The 22,738-nt window shown below is 32.1% G+C and carries 14 protein-coding genes; 8 read left to right on the top strand and 6 right to left on the bottom strand.

The window, feature by feature from the left end; translation table 11 throughout:
* Nucleotides 1-56: 56 nt before the first annotated feature.
* The 3 genes from EOV51_RS00475 to EOV51_RS00465 are packed head-to-tail and all read left to right on the top strand — an operon-like array spanning nt 57 to nt 6,921.
* Nucleotides 57-3,725, top strand: coding sequence for an MMPL family transporter (locus EOV51_RS00475; protein ID WP_128148746.1), 3,669 nt, complete (start codon nt 57-59; stop codon nt 3,723-3,725).
* Entirely contained in the window at nt 3,709-5,229 is a 1,521-nt protein-coding gene (locus EOV51_RS00470; RefSeq protein WP_128148744.1) for a phytoene desaturase family protein, read from the top strand. Before EOV51_RS00475 ends, EOV51_RS00470 begins: the two co-directional genes overlap by 17 nt.
* A gap of 54 nt (nt 5,230-5,283) precedes the next feature.
* A complete protein-coding gene (locus EOV51_RS00465) occupies nt 5,284-6,921 on the top strand; it encodes an LIC_10190 family membrane protein (RefSeq protein WP_128148742.1) in 1,638 nt (545 codons plus the stop codon).
* Between the two features lie 35 nt (nt 6,922-6,956).
* On the opposite strand, the gene EOV51_RS00460 is transcribed toward EOV51_RS00465, so the two are convergent.
* Complete coding sequence (locus EOV51_RS00460; RefSeq protein WP_128148740.1) at nt 6,957-7,928, bottom strand: deoxyhypusine synthase family protein; 972 nt, start codon at nt 7,926-7,928, stop codon at nt 6,957-6,959.
* 33 nt (nt 7,929-7,961) lie between these two features.
* Nucleotides 7,962-9,032 (bottom strand): TerC family protein, encoded by a 1,071-nt coding sequence (locus tag EOV51_RS00455; protein ID WP_128148738.1) that lies wholly within the window; start codon nt 9,030-9,032, stop codon nt 7,962-7,964.
* A gap of 162 nt (nt 9,033-9,194) precedes the next feature.
* Between EOV51_RS00455 and EOV51_RS00450 the strand changes: the two genes are divergently transcribed.
* The 5 genes from EOV51_RS00450 to EOV51_RS00430 are packed head-to-tail and all read left to right on the top strand — an operon-like array spanning nt 9,195 to nt 13,000.
* Nucleotides 9,195-9,668, top strand: coding sequence for an Lrp/AsnC ligand binding domain-containing protein (locus tag EOV51_RS00450; protein WP_128148736.1), 474 nt, complete (start codon nt 9,195-9,197; stop codon nt 9,666-9,668).
* Nucleotides 9,669-9,693: 25 nt separating this feature from the next.
* Entirely contained in the window at nt 9,694-10,437 is a 744-nt protein-coding gene (gene deoC, locus EOV51_RS00445) for a deoxyribose-phosphate aldolase (protein WP_128148734.1), read from the top strand.
* 9 nt (nt 10,438-10,446) lie between these two features.
* Entirely contained in the window at nt 10,447-11,271 is an 825-nt protein-coding gene (locus EOV51_RS00440; protein WP_128148732.1) for a 3'(2'),5'-bisphosphate nucleotidase CysQ family protein, read from the top strand.
* Nucleotides 11,272-11,295: 24 nt separating this feature from the next.
* Complete coding sequence (locus EOV51_RS00435) at nt 11,296-12,441, top strand: hypothetical protein (protein WP_128148730.1); 1,146 nt, start codon at nt 11,296-11,298, stop codon at nt 12,439-12,441.
* Between the two features lie 28 nt (nt 12,442-12,469).
* Nucleotides 12,470-13,000, top strand: coding sequence for an adenine phosphoribosyltransferase (locus tag EOV51_RS00430; protein ID WP_128148728.1), 531 nt, complete (start codon nt 12,470-12,472; stop codon nt 12,998-13,000).
* An 84-nt stretch (nt 13,001-13,084) separates the two neighbouring features.
* On the opposite strand, the gene EOV51_RS00425 is transcribed toward EOV51_RS00430, so the two are convergent.
* The 4 genes from EOV51_RS00425 to rpoC form a co-directional block, all read right to left on the bottom strand.
* On the bottom strand, nt 13,085-14,665 hold the full coding sequence (locus EOV51_RS00425) for a SusD/RagB family nutrient-binding outer membrane lipoprotein (RefSeq protein WP_128148726.1): 1,581 nt from the start codon (nt 14,663-14,665) through the stop codon (nt 13,085-13,087).
* Between the two features lie 17 nt (nt 14,666-14,682).
* Complete coding sequence (locus EOV51_RS00420) at nt 14,683-17,877, bottom strand: SusC/RagA family TonB-linked outer membrane protein (RefSeq protein ID WP_128148724.1); 3,195 nt, start codon at nt 17,875-17,877, stop codon at nt 14,683-14,685.
* A 222-nt stretch (nt 17,878-18,099) separates the two neighbouring features.
* Complete coding sequence (locus EOV51_RS00415; RefSeq protein WP_128148722.1) at nt 18,100-18,402, bottom strand: DUF3467 domain-containing protein; 303 nt, start codon at nt 18,400-18,402, stop codon at nt 18,100-18,102.
* A gap of 11 nt (nt 18,403-18,413) precedes the next feature.
* Nucleotides 18,414-22,688: a DNA-directed RNA polymerase subunit beta' gene (gene rpoC / locus EOV51_RS00410; RefSeq protein ID WP_128148720.1), complete on the bottom strand. Its 4,275-nt coding sequence runs from the start codon at nt 22,686-22,688 to the stop codon at nt 18,414-18,416.
* Nucleotides 22,689-22,738 lie beyond the last annotated feature (50 nt).

Raw genomic sequence — 22,738 nt, 5'->3', positions numbered from 1 at the left:
TACGGTTAGTACAATTCGTTAATATAAATTATATTGCAAAACTAATTTTTTTGAAAATGTTTAATTTACTGTACGATTTCTTTTCTAAAAGAAAGGGCCTGTTTTATTCACTTACTGCACTTTTAACAGGACTTTTGATCTTATTTGCTAGTAAAATAAAGTTTGAAGAAGATATTACAAGATTACTACCAGCTGATGGAAAATCGGAAGAAATAAAAAATGTATTAGAAACAGCACGGTTTTCAGATAAATTAATTATAAATATTGAAGGTGACCATCCGGATGATTTAAAATCTTACGCCAAAGATTTTGATTCATTAGCCCGTATTAGTTGTGCGGATTATATTCAAAAATTACAAACTAGAATTAATGAAGATAAAATAGGTGAGTTGATGGACTTTGTTCAGGAAAATCTGCCTTTGTTTTTGGATGAACAAGACTACAAATATCTCGATTCATTAATAGCAACGCAGCCTATTCAGAACAAAATTAATGAAAGTTACCATTCCTTGTTATCTCCCGGTGGTTTTGTAACTACTCAGATGATAAGGAAGGATCCGCTCGGAATGCTTTTTTTGGGAATCAAAAAATTACAGCAAGTTCAGGTTGTGGATAATTTTGAATTAGATGACGGATTTGTTATCAGTAAACAAAAGAAAAATCTGCTACTTTTTATTACTACTAAGTTGCCCGCAAGCGAAACAGATAAAAATACAGAATTTATTCATTTGCTGGATGAGATTGTAAATAAACTGAACAAAAAATATACGGATAAATCCAAAGCAGAATATTACGGGGCTGTGGCAGTATCAGTAGCCAATGCCCAACAGATAAAAAAAGATATTCAGTTGACTATGGGCATAGCCTTAATTTTGCTGCTTACTCTCTATGTTTATTTTTACAGAAAACTATATATACCCATAGTCATATTTGTTCCGGCAATATTTGGTAGTTTATTAGGAATTTCTGTGCTTTATCTGCTGAAAGGGACAATATCGGCAGTTTCTATAGGCATAGGTTCAGTTTTATTAGGAATAACCTTAGATTATTCTGTTCATATTCTCAGTCACTACAGAAGTAGCGGAGATATTAAAAAACTCTTTAAAGATATTGTTAGCCCTTTACTGATGTGTGCCATATTTACAGCAGTAGACTTCTTATGTCTTTTACTGTTACATTCGGATGTATTAAAAGACTTAGGAATATTTGCGGCTGTTAGTGTTTTAGGAGCAGCTCTGTTTGCCTTACTATTTATACCTCAGGTATATAAACCACAGGAGAGAATAAAGACATTACAAAATACATTTATTGATAGATTATCAGCTTACGATTTTTCTCAAAATAAATATGTGCTTGGGGCTTGTTTTTTAGTAATTACAGTTTGTCTTTTTACTTTTAATAAAGTAGGATTCAATAATGATTTAAACTCACTAAATTATGTGCCTGCAAACTTGCAGTTAGCAGAAGATAATTTAAATAAATTAAATGATTACTCCTCAAAATCGATTTATGTAGTTTCTTATGGAAATACCTACGATAATAGTTTGCAGACAAATCATGAATTATATGAACAACTGAAACAAAAAAAAGATTTAAAAGAAATTCTAAGCTTTAGCTCCATAGGCGGATTATTGCTATCTGAAGAGCAGCAAAAGGAAAGAATTCAAAACTGGAAAAAATTCTGGAGTCCGGACAAGATTAAATTAGTACAACAACTATTAATTTTCGAAGGAAAAAAAGTAGGATTTAAAGAAACAACATTTCAGCCTTTTTATGATGTTCTTGATACTTATTATGAGCCAATGTCTAAGGAGTCTCACCAGTTGTATAAAGATTTGTTTTTAGATGACTTTATTGCTTCCAAGTCCGGAATAACAGGGATAACTACAGTGATTAAAATCAAAGACAATAATTCTCAAAAGTTAATTCAAGAAATATCTTCTACTAATAAAAATGTTTTAGTTATAGACAGAAAAAATTTACAGGAAAATATTTTAGGTAATCTGGAACAAGATTTTAATGATTTGTTCTGGATATCTACTCTGGTTGTTTTTGTCGCCGTATTTATATATTTCAGAAGTATTGAAATTACGCTCCTTACTAATATTCCCATCTTTATTGGCTGGATGGTCACTCTTGGCATTATGGGGATTTTTGGAATACAGTTCAATGCGTTTAATATTATAATTACCACTTTGATTTTCGGTTTAGGTATAGACTACTCAATATTTATATCTCAGGCTTTGCTTGAAGAATATACAACCGGTGAAAATCAAATGAAAACGTATAAATCAGGAGTGATCATGTCTGCATTAACCACCATACTTTGCTTTGGTGTCCTTATCTTTGCAAAACATCCGGCAATTAAATCCATTGCCATTATACCCTTAATAGGGTTACTGGTTGTAGTATTCATATCATTTACTGTACAACCCTGGCTATTTTCTGTACTTTTATTAAAACCACAACAAAAAGGGTATACTCCTTTCAGATTATTAAATTTTGTTACAGGGATATTAGGCTTTGGCTTTTTCCTGTTAATGTCATTACTGCTCAATAGTGCAGCCTTTATATTTTCCCCCTTATTACCGGAAAGAAAAACAAAGAAAAATACGTTTTTATTTAAAATATTTAAAACTATTTTCAGGACGTTAATTTTCATGTTTCCTGGCGTAAATGTAAAATCTGTGGGGTTCTCAAAAAAATTGTATGATACGCCTACTATTATCATAGCTAACCATTCTTCTGAGTTGGATACCATCATTATGGGAATGTTTGATTACAGACAAATATTTATGATTAATGAACGTATTTATAATTCACGTTTTTTTGGAAAAATTATCCGTGTCGCAGGATATTTTCCCACAAGCAAAGATTTGGATACAGATTTAAATGATTTAAAAGAAAAAATACATCAGGGATATTCTTTAATTATTTTTCCTGAAGGAACCCGTTCTGATAATTCTAAAATTCGTCGTTTTCACAAAGGTGCGTTTTATCTGGCAGAAAAATTAAAAATGGATATTCAGCCTGTGATGATACATGGAAATTCAGACAGGTTACCCAAAAAAGAAACATGGGTAAATTCAGGCACCATAACGGTCAGATATTTAGATAAAATATCGTATAAGGATTGTTCATTTGGAAATTCTTATTCAGAAAGAACAAAAAATATTATGAAATGGTTCAGAGGTGAATTTAAAAAATTTAAAATTCCATTAGAATCACCCGATTATTTTAGAAATAAGCTTTTTCTAAACTATTTATATAAGGGGCCGTCTATAAAGAAAGCTATTAAAACAGAATATGAATGGTACAAAAATTTTTATACAAAGATTTATGAAAATCTGCCTGATGAAGTTAAAGCTTTTCACTATACTGATAGCTGGTGCGTTTTAGACTTACTCTTATTGTATAGTTCGCCAACATGGAAAATATCAGTAGTAGAAGATGATGAATTAAAAAGGAAAATTATAGAAAATTCATATTCACAAAAAAAGTATCCGATTAACTTCATTAATGAAATTCCGGATAATTGGGAATCTTACAATACTCTGATTTTTACAGATAAGGGAATACCTTTAGATAAGGGAATACCTAATTCAGTTGAATGGCTGATAGGAATACGTACTGAAATAAATCATAGCTGGGAAAATTTTGAGATTGTCCTTCAAGAAAAAGATATATTTATAATGAGAAGAAAGCAAGATGGAAAAAAATTATGATTTTGCTATTATAGGAAGTGGGTTAGGAGGATTAATCTGTGCCAACATTTTATTGCTGGAAGGTTATAATGTAGTAGTGATTGAAAAAAATAATCAGTTCGGAGGCAATCTACAGACCTTTTCAAGAGATAAGCGAATATTTGATACAGGTGTTCATTATATTGGAAGTTTAGATAAAGGAGAGCATCTATATAAAATATTTTCTTATTTGGGTATTTATAATGATTTGAAATTAAAGAAAATGGATGAAACCTTTGACTTTATTTCGTTCGATGGAGATCCTAATCAATATCCCTATTCTCAAGGCAAGGATAATTTTGTTAAAAATCTTCTTGAATTTTTTCCGGAAGAAAGAGAAGCTCTTGAAAAGTATATAGATTTAATTGAATATTATTGCTTTTGCTTTCCATTGCATAATCTTGAAAAGAGAGAGTTTTGTTGGGATAAGAATTTATCTTTAATGGAAAAAAAAGCAGATGAGGTAATCAATTCCCTTACTCAAAATACCAAACTGAGAGCAGTATTATCAGGCATTAATTTTTTATATGCAGGTGAAAAAGATACTACACCTTTTTATGTTCACGCATTAATAGTTAATTCATACTTGAATAGTGCCTGGAGATGTAGAAGGGGAGGAAGTCAGATAGCTAAACTATTGACCAGAAATATACGTCATTTGGGTGGTAAACTAATAAAAAACACAAAAGTAGAAGAAATCGTAATTAAAAACACTCAGGTAGAGTATCTTAAGCTTAGTGATGACAAGGAAATTTATTCTAAAAATTACATATCCGGCATAGATGCCCGACAACTCTTAACTTTATTTAAAGGTGATTCTATTAAAAAATCATATTATAAAAGAATTAATGAAAATAAAGATACCATCTCATCTTTTAGCTTATTTTTAACTTTAAAGCCAGAGACAATTCTTTACAGAAATGCAAACCAATATCATTTTAAAAATGAAGATAGAGTCTGGGAAATAGTAAATTATTCTGAAAATAGCTGGCCTGAAGGTTATATGATATCATTTAGTGCCGATGAAAAAAATGAAGCTTATGCAAAAGAAATGACTATTCTGACTTATATGCATTTTAAAGAGGTCAAACAATGGGAAAATTCTTTTAATACTATTTCAAATAAGTCAGAAAGAGGACCAGAATATGAAAAGTTTAAAAATAACTTTGCTGAAAGATTGCTCGATGAGGTAGAACAGATGATTCCCGGATTAAAAGATTCCATTATAGGATCGTATACATCAACTCCTTTAACTTACAGAGATTATATTGGAACCAGTTCAGGAGGAATGTATGGGTTTGTTAAAGATGCATCCAATCCTATGCAATCTTTTTTACTACCTCAGACAAAAATAAAAAACCTTTTTTTAACAGGGCAGAGTACAGGCCTTCATGGAATATACGGTGTCGCTATAGGTAGTATTCTTACCTGTAGTGAATTTATAGGCAAAGATTATTTATTGGATAAAATTAATAGTTCTGATTGAAATTAATATACACTAATTATCAATACTTTTGTTTCATAAATCAAAAACTTAAATATGCTGTTAGAAATTATTTACTTCATTCTTATTTTCATATCCATATTAGGCTGGGGATTGTGGAGTTTAATATTGTTTAAATTTAAGTCAGAGAGTATTGCTTTAACACTTATTTCCGGTCTTATATTTTTAGCCGTCGTTTTATCTCTATCAGCTTTTTTTGTCCCGCTAGGGTTAAAATTAGAAGTAATAATGATTTTAATTTCATTAATTCCTTATTATAGTAAATGGAGAGAAGTAGTACATAAATTAAAGGCCTTAAAACTCAAATTTAATTTTTTTATAATTTTGGGAATACTATTTATGATCGGAAGCTTATATCCATTTATACTAGATCATTTTGGTTATTATATACCCACAATTGACTGGTTAAATGAATTAGGTATTATCAAGGGCATGGCCAACATAGATTGGAGTATAGGTCAGGTTTCTTTTTTTCATATATTACAGGCAGGTTTAGATGATACCATTGATCCTTTTTGCAGATTAAACATATTCGTATCATTTATTTATTTATTGTATGCGTATGAAAGGGATAGTTATAAGCTTTTGGTTTTTCTTCCAATCAGCTTTATGTTCTTACAGTCACCATCTCCTGATTTAATGATTTTTTTATTTAGTTTAATTACCGCTAATGAGTTGTTATATAATAAATTAAGTATACAGGATTACCCTTTCTTTTTGGTTTTATCTACTTTTCTTTTTATTGTAAAACCAATAACTTTTTGGTTGCCGGCCTGGGTTTTTATAAACTATTTGATGCAAAAAAACAGAAAGTATAGTTATAAGTATTTTTTGATTCCAATTTTTTTAATTTCATTATATCTGGTTAAAAATATATACGTTTCTTCTTTGCCCTTTTTTCCTGTAACGATACTAAAAGTATCTTCCTTTTGGATGCCGGATTCAAGAATTTTAGATTATTCCAATCAAATAGCAGCTTTACTGACGTATCACACAAAATTTACTTTAGAAGAGATCCAGTCATTCACACTGTATCAAAAACTGTATTATTGGTTTGTATTGAAGCACTTTAGTTCAGTTATTCATATTCTTATTGTCCTGGTTATTATAGCTTATGTTCTTTATATATTTAAAGTACGGAAAAAGTCAGAAATAGCACTCGGAATTTTAATTATTACAAAAATAATTCTAATATTTAATTTTTCAGGACAATACAGATTTATGTTAGATGGAGTTTTTATTTTGCTATTTGTCTTAATCACCTCTATTAATTTTAATCGGAAAGTTGCTTTGGGTTTGGTGTATGCATCTGCATTAATTTTTATGGTTACTTTTAGTTTTTCAGTCATTCAAAATTTAAATCCAAGTTTTAAAATAATCGGGTTTAGAAAAGAAAATCTATGGAAACCAGGTAAATTTATACTAAATAAATATGAAAGAAAAAAGATAGGTAACTTAGACATTAATGTGTCTACCGATTATTCGCTAAACTTTGATACTCCAGCGCCGGCTTTTACTCTTCATAAACTGAATTATTACTTAAATCTGGGTATATTTCCCCAACAAATAGATTCAACGGATATTTCACGTGGAATATATAGTAAGCCGTTGTCTGAAACAGAAAAAATTGAGTTATTATCAATCCTTGATAACTATAAAAATGGCTCAAAATAAAATTTGAGCCGTTTTTTTTATAAATGTTTAAATTTTTACATTCCTAAAACATAAGCGAAAACAAGTGGAGCTACAATGGTCGCATCACTTTCAATGATAAATTTAGGTGTATCAATGGCTAATTTTCCCCAAGTAATTTTTTCATTAGGAACAGCTCCTGAATAAGAGCCGTAACTGGTGGTAGAATCAGAAATTTGACAAAAATAGCTCCAGAAAGGAACATCTTCCCATTCTAAATCCTGATACATCATAGGCACAACGCATATAGGGAAATCTCCGGAAATACCTCCTGCAATCTGGAAAAATCCTACTCCTTTACCGGATGAATTGTTTCTGTACCATTCAGTTAAATATGCCATATATTCAATTCCGGATTTCATGGTTGATGCTTTCACTTCACCTTTAATTACATAAGCAGCAAAAATATTTCCCATTGTGCTGTCTTCCCAGCCGGGAACAACAATAGGTAAGTTTTTTTCAGCTGCTGCTAACATCCAGCTGTTTTTAGGATCAATTTCGTAATATTGCTCTAAAACTCCGGATAGTAGCATCTGATACATATACTCATGAGGAAAATATCTTTCTCCTTTAGCATCAGCATCTTTCCATATTTTTTCAATATGTTGTTGTAATCTTCTAAAAGCTTCTTCTTCAGGTATACAGGTATCCGTAACACGATTCAGGTGATTTTCAAGTAAATCCCATTCCTGCTCAGGAGTAAGATCTCTGTAATTAGGAATTCTTTTATAATGAGAATGGGCAACAAGGTTCATTATGTCTTCCTCAAGATTTGCCCCAGTACATGATATAATTGCTACTTTATCCTGTCTGATCATTTCTGCCAGAATTTTTCCTAATTCAGCAGTACTCATAGCACCTCCCATGGTGATCATCATTTTACCACCATCTTTAAGATGTGCAACATATCCTTTGGCTGCATCTACTAAAGCAGCAGAATTAAAATGTAAATAATATTTTTCAATAAATTCGGAAATTGGTTTGCTCATATCTAAGTGTTGATTGTTTATTATTAATTAAATTTATGCATTTTTCTTTGCAGGAAAGGCTAAAGATGCTATTACAGATAGAATCAGTACACCAGCAACAATTCCCAGAGAGACCAAAGAAGGTATATGTATAATAGGAGCTATCAGCATTTTTATTCCTATAAAACTCAAAATGATAGCAAGGCCATATTTAAGTTTACTGAACATATACATAAAATTTGCAAGTAAAAAATACAGGGAACGCAGTCCAAGTATAGCAAATATATTAGAGGTGTATAAGATAAACGGATCATTGGGAGCAATAGCAAAAATAGCAGGAATAGAATCGACAGCAAATATTAAATCTGTAAATTCTATAATGACTAAAGCTGTAAAAAGAGGGGTAGCCATACGTATACCATTTTTAATAGTAAAAAATTTACCACCGTCCATTTCCTTAGAAACTTTAAAAAATCTTCGTACAAACTTAGCTCCGAAACTTTCATTTAAATCTTTCTTTTCTGTTTCCTCCTCCTCATCTTTAGCAGTCCATGAATGAATACCAGCATAGATAAGGAAAACTCCAAATAGGGTTAATATAACGTTAGGTCTGAAAAAGCGAAGTCCTTCAAAATCCGCATGTTCAGCACTTTTACTATCTAAAACAAAATGAAGATTTCCAATTGAAAAAGGAGGTACATAGGTACGATTAATCATTTCTACTCCAAGGAAAATGAATATAGCTCTAAACAGGAGAGCACCCAGAATACCCCAGAATAAAATTTTATGCTGATATTGTTTAGGTATTTTGAAAAAGCCGAATACCATGATAAACACAAAAAGATTGTCTACAGATAAAGCTTTTTCAATCCAATAGGCAGATTGAAATTGTGAAAATTTTTCCAACGCAAATTTATGTCCATCTGCCTCTTTAAAGACATAATAAACTACACCGCTGAAAATCATTGCCAACGAAATCCATACAATAGACCAAATTGCAGCTTCTTTATTAGTAATAGTATGTGATTTTTTGTTTAGGACTCCCAAATCCAAGAGTAGCATAATAATAATTGAAACCGCGAAAATTGTAATTAATCCCGGGTGATTCAGCATGTTGTCCTGCATGTTTTTTTAGTTTTCTTAGGGTTCAAAGGTACTTATTTTGTATAGAAGCACAAAATAAAAAAATCTACAGTTTTTATACAAGACAGTAGCAGTAAATTAAGGAAAATGTGATAATTATAATGTTTTTACATTCAATAACAATTTGTAATTTTACCAAAAAAAGTGAGAATATCAGATTTACATACTATTGAGTTAGATGGGATAGATAAAATAATTCTGAACGCTTTAATGGTAAATTCAAAAATTCCGGTTTCTAAAATAGCTAAAGAAGTAGGAGTATCATCAACCGCTATTCATCAACGAATTAAAAAGCTTGAAACAGCTGGTATAATTAATGATCCGATAACACCATTGAACTATAAAATTTTAGGATATAAAACAACTGCTTATGTAGGTGTGTTCTTAGAAAAATCGGCAAATTATAAAGATGCTGTAAGTGATATGAAAAAAATACCTGAAATTATTGAAGCGCATTTTACTACAGGTAACTACGCTATTTTCATTAAAATTTTATGTAAAGACAATGATCATCTTATGAGAGTACTTAGAAATGGAATTCAGGGTATTAAAGGCATAGAGAGAACAGAGACCATTATTTCTTTAGAGCAAAGCATTTCTCGCCAAATTAAACCATAATATAAAAATTATCAATTGTATAACCATGGACATAAAAAGTTATTTAGATTCAACATACTTGAAACTACCTGCTCAGAGCGGTTTAACAAGTGAACAAACCTGGGAGGAAGTAAAAAAAATTACTGAAGAAGCTATTAGCAATCATTTTTTTCTGGTTATGATCAGACCTGAATATGTGCAACGTGTAAAAAAATTAATACTTAATTCTAATTCAAAGGTACAAGTTGGAACTGTTATAGGTTTTCATGAAGGGACTTATTTGCTTGAATCAAAATTAAAAGAAGCCAAACAAGCGATACAAGATGGAGCTGATGAGCTGGATTATGTAATTAATTATACAGCATTTAAAAATGGAGATTTAGATTTGGTTAAAGAGGAATTTGTACAGGGAACTTCATTAGGCTTGAAAGAAGCAAAAATAGTTAAATGGATTATAGAAATAGCCGCTTTGTCAGATGAACAAATACAGTCAATATGTAGTTTAATGTCACAATGGGCACAGGAAAATTTTGATTCATCCCAATGGAATAATATATTTATAAAATCGTCAACAGGTTTCTATCAAACGGAAGATGGTAAACCCAATGGAGCTACATTTCCGGCAATAGAAATAATGCTAAAATATTCACAACCTTTACCGGTAAAAGCTGCAGGAGGTGTCAGAACTTATGATGAGGCTGTAAAGATGATAAAAATGGGAGTAAAACGAATAGGTACTTCTTCTGCTAAGGCATTATCGCAAAATGAAGGTAGTTCAAATTCATACTAATATTTTTCAATGAAAAATTTATTGAACCTTGCGGTCAAAGCTGCAATTGAATCTTCTAAAGAGGTGTTAAAACTATATGCAGATGGCTTTTCCGTTACCCTAAAAGAAGATAATTCACCGGTAACAACAGCTGATCTGAAAGCACAAGAAATTATATTTAAATATTTATCAGAAACAAATATTCCTATTCTTAGTGAAGAGGGAGAAAAAGAAATTCATACTCAATTAAGCAAATGGAGCCAGTATTGGTGTGTTGATCCTATTGACGGAACTAAAGAATTTGTTAACAAAACAGATGAATATTGTATATCAATAGGTCTAATAACTCCGGATACTTCCATGTTAGGCGTTTTAGCAGCCCCTTCTTTAGGTTCTTTTTATTTTGCCGCAGATGGAGTAGGGAGTTACAAATGGAAAGGTAGATATGAAGATTTATATTTATTACTTGAAAAAGATTTGATTATTGATGAATTATTAAACAATTCTGTTTGTTTAAAGCCCTCTCCTTATTTGAAGCAAAATCCGTATATTTTTTTGACAAGTCGATCACATTTTAGTAACGTCGATGAGGAATATTACCATGAGTTAAAAAATCAATTTGCTGATATAAAGATGATACAAATGGGAAGTGCTGTGAAAATTGCATGGGTAGCAGAAGGTAAGGCTCAGGAATATGCACGGTTAAGTCCTGTAAATTTCTGGGATATAGCTGGCGGTCATGCCATAGCTAAATATGCAGGTTTAGAAATAGTTGATTATAATTCCAAAGATTCAGTAAATTATAAAAATACTGAAAATTTAAAAATTTCGGGTTATATACTTAAAAATAAATAATGTCTTAACATCAATTCTAATTATATGAAAAAAATATTTTGTTTGTTATTAGGAATATTCTTTTTGATGTATGCATGCAAAAAAGAATATTCAGCTATAGACGGATCTTCTCAACAAACATTTAATCAAAGTTTAGAATCTATATCTTCAAAACTCACTATACTACAGCAAGATAAGATTCAAGAAGCGGTTAAACTTATTTATAAATTTAAAACATCGCGAGAACTGGATGAAAAGAAACGTTGGGATGAATTATATAACTTACTGAATGGTAAGAAAGCAGATCAGATCTTCGATTTGGCAGAAGAATTAGCTAAAGAAAATAAAATTGCATGGTCTAGCACATCAATGAATACTTTAGATAGTTCTGTCTTTGAAGACGATATTAAACCTTTATCTGAGGAAGAGAAGAAATTAAAACAAATTGAGACAGCAACCCGAATAAATTTGCGATTTTCTTCTGTTAGTAACGAGTCCGATACAAATGATGGTTTTATTTTGTATCCTGAATTACTTGATGATTCAGGACAGACAGTAGTCTATTCCAACTTGCCGTTAGAGTTTTCCATATCTTTTATAAATAATGGGACTGTATTGTATGTAACTAAACGTACGGTTAATTCATCCATTGTAGGAGAGCCTTCACAGAAAAAAGGGTTGAAAATACCTTTTTCAATGTTTGATAAGGAGAAACTATCCAATGCAAGTGTGGATGTTGAAATTAAGACTAATGCTGGAGAAAAATATTTATATGGAAGGTTGATAAATATTCCAATTGATTTATCTAAAACTAAAGAAGCAAGCACTTCAATTGAAGATGAATTAAATACTCAGGTGAGTTTAGATAATGTGAAAAGTTTTATTCAATATATTGGGAATAAAGATTTTTCAAAAGCGTATGCTTTAACTAAAAATCCTAAATGGGATTCAGAAGAAAAATTTGCTTCGACGTCTAATGGGTTTGGAACGATTGAACAGACTAATTTACTGACTGCTGAAATGATCAAATCATCTAAAGAACAGGTTATTATTTTTGCTCTGTATCAGATCAAAGATAATCATGGAAAAGTAAAATCTTTAAAGCAAAATTTTACATTAAAAAAAGTTGAAAATAATTGGTTGATTACCGATACTGAAACAAAAGAAATTAAGGAAGATTCCTGGAAATAAATTTGAAAAAGTTAAACAAACATATTAAATGAAAGACTTACTTAAAGAAATTGATAATCATATTGCAAGAGTTCAGGATTTCCCAAAACAGGGAATAGGATATAAAGATATATCTCCTTTATTTTTAAATCCGGAATTATGTACTCAGGTAATTCAATTGTTTGCTGATTACAGCCGGGGAAAAGTGGATGCTGTATGTGGAATTGAAAGCCGGGGATTTTTATTTGGAATACAAATAGCCAGAGAATTAAATGTTCCTTTTATATTAGTTAGAAAAGCGGGTAAGTTACCGCCGCCTGTAGTATCTCAGGAATATGAATTGGAATATGGAAAGGCTAAAATTGAGATAAAAGAAGGCTACATCAAATCCGGACAAAGGATCTTAGTTCATGATGATGTATTGGCCACAGGAGGAACAGCTCAGGCTTGTGCTGAATTAATTGAAAAATGCGGGGGAACAGTTTCACAGTTTAGTTTTTTAATTGCTTTGTCATTTTTGAATGGAAAAGAAGAACTACTAAAATATACAAATGATATCCAAGTTATATTAGACTATTAACTTTAGTTCGATTATGATTACAAAATAAAAAACCTGTTGCAATTGCAACAAGTTTTTTATTTATGAAATTAATTTCTAAGAGAATTAATTTTTATCCCAAATAAGTTTGACTGTTTTCATATCGTTACCTCCCATTTGTTTAATTGCTTCATTGTAATTAACCGTATTTTGGGTTGCTAAATGAGTTGGATAAGGTATCCTTGTTGGCAAATCTGTCATACCTGACACCAAAGATGTAAAGGTATATACAGTTCCAGTAGGATATGTTGGATTCGCTGGTAAAGTATATGTTTTATTGGGTAGTAATAAGGTTTTAGGATAGCCTGTTCTTCTATATTCAGCCCAAGCTTCATGAGGCTGCATATATAAAGCTATATATTTTTGAGTTAAAACGTTTTCTTGAGATACTGCTGGTAAGGCACTTACGTACGTAGTGATATCCGCTGATGATACTCCCCATTTTTCCAATGATGCTTGTACTCCTGCTTTATAATAAGAATCACTCCATCCAGTAAGTTCAGAAAGAATAAATTGAACTTCTGCATACTCCATTAAAACTTCTCCTCTGCTAATATTTAAAATATCGTAGCTAGGAAAGGAAATGGTAGATGCAGTATATACTTCTGTTGCCATTGCACTATTTACACCATAAGGCATTCCCTCATAATCGTCAACGTTTGTAGAACTTGTATATGAATTATTTTTAACATCTGTAATAGATGCAGATTTAGGAGAAACAAATTTTTGTAATCTAGGATCTGGTCCAAAGTTACCTAATTTTCCTTTTAATAAATCTACAAAAGTATTAGCTACATTAAAGTCAGTACGATTATTTACAAAATACGCATACCACATAGGGTTGGCATCTTGACTTGATGTACCATAACTAAGAATAGCGTTATCATCATTAGAAGTAAATACTCCTTCACTAAGCGCATTATTTATTTCTGTTTGTGCATCTGGAAGAACCTCCTTAAGTCTATTGGCTATCCTTAAACGAAGTGAGTTCGCAAATTTTTTCCATTTCAAGGCATTTCCTTTATAAATGTTATCTCCTGTCGATACAGTTTTAGATACATCTAATTGTAAAGAAGCTTCTTTAAGCTCTTTCAATATATCTGTATAAATAATTTCTTGAGTTGCAAATTTGGGAGTTTTATACAAAGCTACTTGAAGAGCTTGAAAATCAGAATTGTCGCGTCCTCCGTAAGACCAGTAAGGTACATTCCCGTAAGTATCTGTTAATTGCATAAATATGTAGCTAAGCATAATTCTAGCTGCTGCAATTTGATTTTGGGGAGCACCATACAAAGAGTTAGCTTCTGGATCTGCTTCAACCAATAATATTGATTGTTTTATATTATTAGCTGCCATGTAGTATGATTTCCACAAATTGGAATTAGAACCTTCTCTATATTGATAGCGATCTTCTTCTGTATAATTGTTTTGAGCCCAATATTGAACCCAAGGCAGAACCATACGCCCAGAGCCCCATTCATCACGTGTATTATCAACGAAATAACGGGTTCCGAAACTAAATGTTGTGTAGCCCGGTACTTTTTCAGGCTGATTTGGATTTTTATTAATATTTTCAAAATCATTATCGCACGATATCGTACATGATAGCATTACGATAGATGTAATATATGTAATTATTTTTTTCATGATAGATAAAGTTTAAATTAAAATTTAACTTGAACATTAAATCCAAAAGATCTGGTTGTAGGTAAAGAACCTCCTTCAATACCGGATGCATTTCCACTACCGTAATTAGCTACCTCAGGATCTATTGAGTTCCATGCTAATCCCCAAGCAAATAAGTTTCTACCGAATGCAGAAAAAGTTATTGAATTAATTGCTTCTCCTAAATATTTACCAGGCAATGTATATGATAACGATACTTCTCTAAGTTTTACAAAATCTGCATCAAAAACATTTTGAGCATCTGGACCGCTATAAAATTGTTGACCATAACTCCTTGCGCTTATATTTATATCATTAACTGAACCATCTTCTTTTACACCATCTAAAACTATACCGTTTTCGCGGATACCGTTGGCAGCAGTTTCAGGTAATATTCCTGAATACATTCCAAATAAATGGGTAGTTGAAAAATATTTTCCTCCTTTCTGCCAATCAACCTGTACACCTAAACTCCAGTTTTTATATGAAAAACTATTTCTAAATGTCATAGTAAAATCAGGCAAAATAGAGCCTAAAGCTACTGGTGAAGATGTTTTTTTATAAACTCCATTTGAATTCACCACTCTTTTTCCATTTAAATAAACATAGTCAGTTCCATAAATCTGTCCATAACGATATCCTGGTAAAGCTGCAACAGCGACGTTAAATGGAGCTGAAGCTATTGTTAATGAAGTTAAGCCCTGTGCTAGTGATTTAATTTCATTATCTGATTTAGAGAAATTATAGTTAAAATCCCATCTAAAATCTTTAGTTCTAATAGGGTTGATGTTTAAAGAAACCTCAACTCCTTGATTAAGTAATTTACCTGAATTCATACTGGCCCATGGAACTCCAGCAGAACCATCTAGAGGTACGGTTGTAATTAAGTCTTTAGTTATTGTTTTATAATACGAAATATCTCCGCTAATTCTATTTTTTAATAATTGAAATTCCAATCCAAACTCAAGAGATTCTAATTTTTCAGGTTTTAGATTTGGATTTTTTGCAACTCTTGAAACCCAGTACCATGGATTTCCTAAAAAGTTAGTCCCATAATTTGGAAATGCTGATTCAGAGTTCAAGTAAGTATCCGATAATTGATAAGCATCAGTATCATTTCTAACTTCTGAGTATCCAGCACGTACTTTTAAGAAATCAAGCCAAGTAGTTTTTATATATCTTGTTAACACAAAACTTGAGGAAACTGAAGGATAAAAAAACGAGTTGTTTGCAGAAGATAGGGATGATGACCAGTCATTTCTTCCAGTCGTTTCTAAGAAAACGAAATTATCATAACCTAAACTTAATGAATAAAATAAGCTATTTACTCTTTTCTTTCTTTTAGAATTTAGAATAGCAGGGGTTTCCACAGAGTTAGATAAATTATATAAATCAGCAACTATCAAACCTCCACGAGTTTGTCCTTCTACGTATCTAGCTCTGAAATCTCTTCTATTTGCTCCTGCAAAAGAATTAATTGAGAAATTTCCTAAATTTTTATCAAAATGAATAGTTGCTTCGTAATTTAATTCTGTATATTTTCTTTCAGAAGTTATATATTTTGATGTTGACTGCGAGTACATAGCAGTTCTGTTTTCAGTATTCGTAGAATAAGTATCTAACATTACTTTACCATTGACATAAATATCACTAGTTAAATCATAAGTTAAGCCAGCAGTTCCGTAAAGTCTATCTCTTTTATCTTGATTTGTATTTTTATACGCTGTCCAATATGGATTATCAGAATATGCAGGTGTTGCATCATTCCATGAGGTTCTGTTCCAAGGTCGTTGGACTCCGTTCGCTAATTGGTATTTTTGTAAATCTTTGTAATCTAATGAAGTTTGACCAAATTGAAACATTTTCTGCATAATACTATTATCTCCGTAGCCAACTTCAGGTCTGTTGAACCCTTTAGTAACAGTATAAGCAGCAGAAGCGTCCAGCTTTAATCTATCATTTAATTTAGTGTTTAAATTCATAGATAAAGCATTTTTATTTAACTCTGAGTTTGGAGTAATACCAGTGGATTTAGTATTATTATAACCAACTCTTACATTTGTATTTTCGATACTTCTACTGATAGATATACCGTTATTATAGGTTATACCGGTTTTAAAGTAATCTTTATAATCATTTTTAGGGTATGTCCAAGGTTTTGCTACTAAATAATCTTCAGAAAATTCAGGGTCAAAAGCATTCCAATTTAAAACATATTTGTTAGGATCATATTTAGGTCCCCATGATTCATCTGTCTTGTAATCAACTAACAAATAGTCTGTACCGTTAATGTTTTGTGTTTTAAACTGGCTACTACTTCCTCCTCCATATAGTTTTTGATGTCTAGGCATTTTATAAACTTTATCTATAATAATACCAGAATTTAATGTTATGTCGGTTTTTCCTCTTTTAGCTTTTTTTGTCGTAATCATGATGGCTCCGTTCATAGCTCTTGAACCATATAATGCAGCCGCCGTTGCACCTTTTAAAACTGACATAGATTCTATATCATCTGGATTTATATCACCAAACGAATCTCCATAATCTATACCTCCAGCTCCTCTTTGTGTAGCTGAACTGTTAATATTTTCATCAATTAGGGGTATACCATCAACAACAATTAGAGGTTTATTTGATTGAGACAAAGATCTCATACCTCTTAAACGAATCTGAGTAGAGCCACCTAATGTTCCACTATTATTAACAATCTGCAACCCTGCAACTTTTCCGGAAAGCGAGTTAATAGGATTTGACTCTCTTGTCTTGGAGATGTCATCACCACTTACAGCTTGTATCGCATATCCAAGTGACTTTTTATCCCTTGTGATGTTAAGAGCGGTTACTACGACTCCTTCAAGTTCTGTCTCACCTTTAGATGTAGTAGGATTTGCAGATGTTACTGCAGTTGCATGTAACTTTACATCATAAAAATTTTGATTGCCTACAACAAAGCTTGATTTTTCATCATTAAATGAAGCAATTTCAATAGTTTGTCCTGGTTCGGCTTCAATTGAAAACTGACCTGTCTCATCGGTATAGACAGATTGTGTGGTACCTTTTATGGTAACAGACACATCACTTTGTGGTGTACCATCAACACCCAGTACTTTTCCTGTAATCGTTTTCATCTGAGCCCATAGAATAGAGCTTAGAAAAACAAACGAAAATCCTAAGAAAATTCGGTTTATTCTCATATTTAATACATTAATTTATAATTCAAATATAATTATATTTTTTTATAAATTAATATTTTTTGCAAAATAAATGCTTAATATATAACGTTATATAAGGTTTTGTTGCAGATTTGTAGATGAATTTAATATAATAAAGTTTATTGAGAATATTATTAAAAGAAAAAGCCGGAGAATATCTCCGGCTTTTATATCAATTAACTAATTTACTAGTTATCAAATAATTTACGCTTGTCCTTTAGGACCAAAATTTAAATGAAAAGTTTCATCCTTAACATTTCCGAATTGCTCTTCAAATTTTTGAATATTATCAGTTAAGGCTGACAATAATCTTTTAGCATGCTCCGGTGTTAATATTATTCTTGATTTAACCTTAGCTTTAGGCACCCCCGGCATAATTTGAATAAAATCCAATACAAATTCAGTAGGAGAATGGTTTATTAAAGCTAAATTAGAAAAAACTCCTGATGCTACTTCGTCCGTAAGTTCAATATTTAGATCCTGTTGATTTGGGTCTTGATTTTCCATTGAGTTATTAATTAAATTTTTTCGGTTACTAATTCTTCAAATTCTTTGTTAGAACCTACAACAACATTTTGGTATTCTGCCAAACCTGTACCTGCAGGAATTCTGTGTCCAACGATAACATTCTCTTTTAATCCGTTCAGATAATCAATTTTTCCTGCAACAGCGGCTTCGTTAAGAACTTTGGTGGTTTCCTGGAAGGAAGCTGCAGAGATAAATGATTTAGTCTGAAGTGAAGCTCTGGTAATACCTTGCAATACAGGACTAGCTGTAGCTGGTAAAGCTTCTCTTGCTTCAACTAATTTCTTATCTTCTCGTTTCAGTCTGGAGTTCTCGTCACGCAAGTCTCTGGATGAAATAATCTGACCCGCTTTTAAATTCTCACTATCGCCGGCATCCTCAATAACTTTCATTCCAAAAATTCTATCATTTTCTTCTATAAAGTCTATCTTATGCTCAAGGTTGTTTTCCAAGAATTTAGTATCCCCTGCATCAACTATTTCAACTTTAGTCATCATTTGACGAACAATGATTTCAAAATGCTTGTCATCAATTTTTACACCCTGTAAACGGTAAACTTCCTGAATTTCATTTACTAGATACTCCTGTACAGCAGTTGGGCCTTTAATATTTAAAATATCTGTAGGAGTAATAGCTCCATCTGATAAGGCATCACCAGCATGTACAAAGTCATTTTCCTGAACCAGAATCTGATTGGATAATTTAACTAAGTAACGTTTAATTTCGCCGTTTTTAGATTCGATAACTATTTCACGGTTACCTCTTTTTATTTTACCATAGCTAACTACTCCGTCAATTTCTGAAACTACAGCAGGGTTAGATGGATTTCTTGCTTCAAATAATTCAGTTACCCTAGGTAAACCTCCTGTAATATCCCCTGCTTTAGCAGACCTTCTAGGTATTTTAACTAAGATTCTTCCTGCCTTTATCTTTTCTCCGTCATTAACGATTAAGTGAGCTCCTACTGGTAGGTTGATAGCTTTAAGCTCATTTCCTTTACTATCCAGAATTTTAAGAGTAGGAATTAATTTTTTATTTCTGGATTCAGAAATAACTTTTTCTTCAAACCCTGTTTGCTCATCAATCTCCAACTGATAAGTTGAACCCTGTTCAATTTGTTCGTATTCAATTTTACCAGCTGTCTCAGAAAGGATAATAGCATTGTAGGGATCCCATTTACAGATGATATCACCTTTTTTCACTTCCTGACCAGATTCAACAAGTAAGGTAGAACCATAAGGAATATTGTTAATCATTAAAATATTACCTTCCGCATTAAGAAGTTTGAATTCTGTAGAACGGGAAACCACTACAGTAGCTTTGTTTCCGTTCTCATCTTCACTTTCTACAGTTCTGATTTCATCAAATTCAACTTTTCCATCTCTCTTGGCAATAATACTGTTAACCTCGGCAACGTTACCTGCAGTACCTCCCACGTGGAAGGTTCTCAAGGTTAACTGGGTACCTGGCTCACCAATGGATTGAGCAGCTATAACTCCAACAGCCTCTCCTTTATTTATTAATTTATTAGTAGAAAGGTTTATTCCGTAACATTTTGCACAAATACCTTTCTTAGATTCACAGGTCAGCGGAGAGCGTACTTCAACTGCTTCAACTCCGGAATTTTCAAGTAATTTAGCCAGCTCAGAAGTAATCATTTGATCAGCTTCTACAAGCAATTCATCTGTATCCGGATGGTATATATCGTGTAATGAAACCCTACCTAAAATTCTTTCGGATAGAGGTTCAACAATTTCATCATTCTTTCTTAAAGGAGTAATTTCAATTCCTCTTAAAGTACCACAATCTTTTTCATTAATAATAACATCTTGTGCTACGTCTACCAGACGACGAGTTAAATACCCTGCATCGGCAGTTTTTAAAGCGGTATCCGCCAAACCTTTACGCGCACCGTGAGTAGAAATAAAGTATTCTAAGATAGAAAGTCCTTCACGGAAATTAGAAATAATTGGATTTTCAATAATTTCCCCACCGGATGAACCAGCTTTTTGTGGCTTAGCCATCAATCCCCTCATACCGGCAAGCTGACGAATCTGCTCTTTAGAACCCCGTGCTCCGGAATCAAGCATCATGTATACAGAGTTAAACCCTCCTTTATCAGTTTTCATTCTCTGCATAATTAAATCTGTAAGACGGGCATTGGTATTAGTCCAAACATCAATTACCTGATTATAACGCTCATTATTGGTAATTAATCCCATGTTATAGTTAGCACGGATACCATCAACCTGCTCATTTGCATCCTGAATCATGATCTTTTTCTCATCCGGAGTTTTAATATCTCCTAAGCTAAAAGATAATCCTCCTCGGAATGCGGTAGCATATCCCAGATTTTTCATATCATCCAGGAACTTAGCAGTTGTAGGGAAATTAGTTCTTTGAAGAATATTCCCTATAATATTTCTAAGTGATTTTTTTGTTAAAACTTCATTGATGTAACCAACTTGTTCTGGTACAATTTTATTGAATAAAACTCTACCTACTGTTGTTTCAATCATTTTTTCAACCAGTTCCTCACCTTCAAGAACTTTAGCTTTAACTTTAATGATAGCATTTAAGTCAGCTGCTTTCTCATTGTAAGCAATATCTACTTCTTCTGAAGAGTAAAATATGGAACCGTGTCCTTTAACATTAATTTCTTCAGTAGGAACTAAAGGTTTAGTCATATAATAAAGACCTAAAACCATGTCCTGAGAAGGTACCTGGATAGGAGAACCATTAGCCGGGTTTAAAATATTTTGAGAAGCAAGCATCAATAGCTGAGCTTCTAAGATAGCTTCAGGTCCTAAAGGTAAGTGAACAGCCATCTGGTCACCATCAAAGTCAGCATTAAATGCAGTACACACTAAAGGGTGAAGACGAATAGCTTTACCTTCTATCATTCGAGGTTGAAAGGCTTGTATTCCTAAACGGTGAAGGGTAGGGGCCCGGTTAAGTAAAACAGGGTGACCTTTCATCACGTTTTCTAGAATGTCATATACAACCGGTTCTTTTCTTTCAATAATTCGTTTTGCTGACTTAACGGTTTTTACAATACCTCTTTCAATCAGTTTACGAATAATGAACGGTTTATAAAGTTCAGCAGCCATATCTTTAGGTAATCCACATTCATGAAGCTGAAGGAATGGACCTACAACAATTACAGAACGGGCAGAATAATCTACACGTTTACCTAATAGATTCTGACGGAAACGACCTTGTTTTCCTTTTAATGAATCGGATAACGATTTTAATGGTCTGTTCGATTCAGATTTAACAGCCGATGATTTTCTTGTATTATCAAATAATGAATCAACAGCTTCCTGTAGCATCCTCTTTTCGTTACGAAGAATAACTTCGGGAGCTTTGATTTCAATTAATCTTTTAAGACGGTTATTTCTAATAATAACCCTTCGGTATAAATCATTTAAGTCGGAGGTAGCAAATCTTCCTCCATCTAATGGAACTAAAGGTCTTAAATCGGGAGGAATAACTGGAATTACCCGCATGATCATCCATTCCGGACGATTAATTCTCCCGTTAGTATTAGCATCTCTGAAAGATTCTACTACATGTAGTCTTTTTAAAGCTTCAGTTCTTCTTTGTTTAGATGACTCTGTATTGGCTTTGTGTCTTAGGTTATAAGACAATGCATCTAAATCAATTCTTTTCAATAATTCTTCCAGACATTCAGCTCCCATTTTGGCAACAAATTTGTTAGGATCAGAATCGTCCAAGTATTGATTTTCAATAGGAAGAGTTTCCAGTATATCTAAATATTCTTCTTCAGTTAAGAACTCATTCTGTTCAAGTTCTTCTCCGTTTAATTTTTTAGCAATACCCGCCTGAATAACTACAAATCTTTCATTGTAGATAATCATGTCTAATTTTTTTGAAGGTATACCTAGTAAATAACCAATTTTGTTAGGTAAAGAACGGAAATACCAAATATGAGCAACAGGAACAACCAGATTTATATGTCCAATACGTTCACGTCTTACTTTTTTCTCAGTAACTTCAACACCACATCGGTCACAAACAATACCTTTATAACGGATTCTTTTATATTTACCGCAAGCACATTCGTAATCCTTTACAGGTCCGAATATTCTTTCACAGAAAAGACCATCACGCTCAGGTTTATGTGTACGGTAATTGATAGTTTCAGGTTTTAAAACTTCACCTCTGGATTGTTGTAAAATACTTTCCGGAGAAGCTAACCCTATAGTTATTTTATTAAATCTGCTAGTTTTTTGTTTAACTGCCATTCTTTTAATATCAATTAGATTGAAAAAATTTTAAATTTTATAGATTAGAA

The organism is Apibacter raozihei, assembly GCF_004014855.1.
Lineage (GTDB): Bacteria > Bacteroidota > Bacteroidia > Flavobacteriales > Weeksellaceae > Apibacter > Apibacter raozihei.
Note: the sequence above shows the minus strand (reverse complement) of the source record. Positions and strands in the feature narration are given on the sequence as shown.

Bases quoted from the DNA above. Each gene is read 5' to 3' on its own strand.
- EOV51_RS00420 (WP_128148724.1), bottom strand. From the start codon at position 17,877: ATGAGAATAAACCGAATTTTCTTAGGATTTTCGTTTGTTTTTCTAAGC.
- deoC (WP_128148734.1), top strand. From the start codon at position 9,694: ATGGACATAAAAAGTTATTTAGATTCAACATACTTGAAACTACCTGCT.
- EOV51_RS00430 (WP_128148728.1), top strand. From the start codon at position 12,470: ATGAAAGACTTACTTAAAGAAATTGATAATCATATTGCAAGAGTTCAG.
- EOV51_RS00415 (WP_128148722.1), bottom strand. From the start codon at position 18,402: ATGGAAAATCAAGACCCAAATCAACAGGATCTAAATATTGAACTTACG.
- EOV51_RS00455 (WP_128148738.1), bottom strand. From the start codon at position 9,032: ATGCAGGACAACATGCTGAATCACCCGGGATTAATTACAATTTTCGCG.
- EOV51_RS00425 (WP_128148726.1), bottom strand. From the start codon at position 14,665: ATGAAAAAAATAATTACATATATTACATCTATCGTAATGCTATCATGT.
- EOV51_RS00440 (WP_128148732.1), top strand. From the start codon at position 10,447: ATGAAAAATTTATTGAACCTTGCGGTCAAAGCTGCAATTGAATCTTCT.
- EOV51_RS00465 (WP_128148742.1), top strand. From the start codon at position 5,284: ATGCTGTTAGAAATTATTTACTTCATTCTTATTTTCATATCCATATTA.
- EOV51_RS00470 (WP_128148744.1), top strand. From the start codon at position 3,709: ATGGAAAAAAATTATGATTTTGCTATTATAGGAAGTGGGTTAGGAGGA.
- EOV51_RS00475 (WP_128148746.1), top strand. From the start codon at position 57: ATGTTTAATTTACTGTACGATTTCTTTTCTAAAAGAAAGGGCCTGTTT.
- EOV51_RS00435 (WP_128148730.1), top strand. From the start codon at position 11,296: ATGAAAAAAATATTTTGTTTGTTATTAGGAATATTCTTTTTGATGTAT.
- EOV51_RS00460 (WP_128148740.1), bottom strand. From the start codon at position 7,928: ATGAGCAAACCAATTTCCGAATTTATTGAAAAATATTATTTACATTTT.
- rpoC (WP_128148720.1), bottom strand. From the start codon at position 22,688: ATGGCAGTTAAACAAAAAACTAGCAGATTTAATAAAATAACTATAGGG.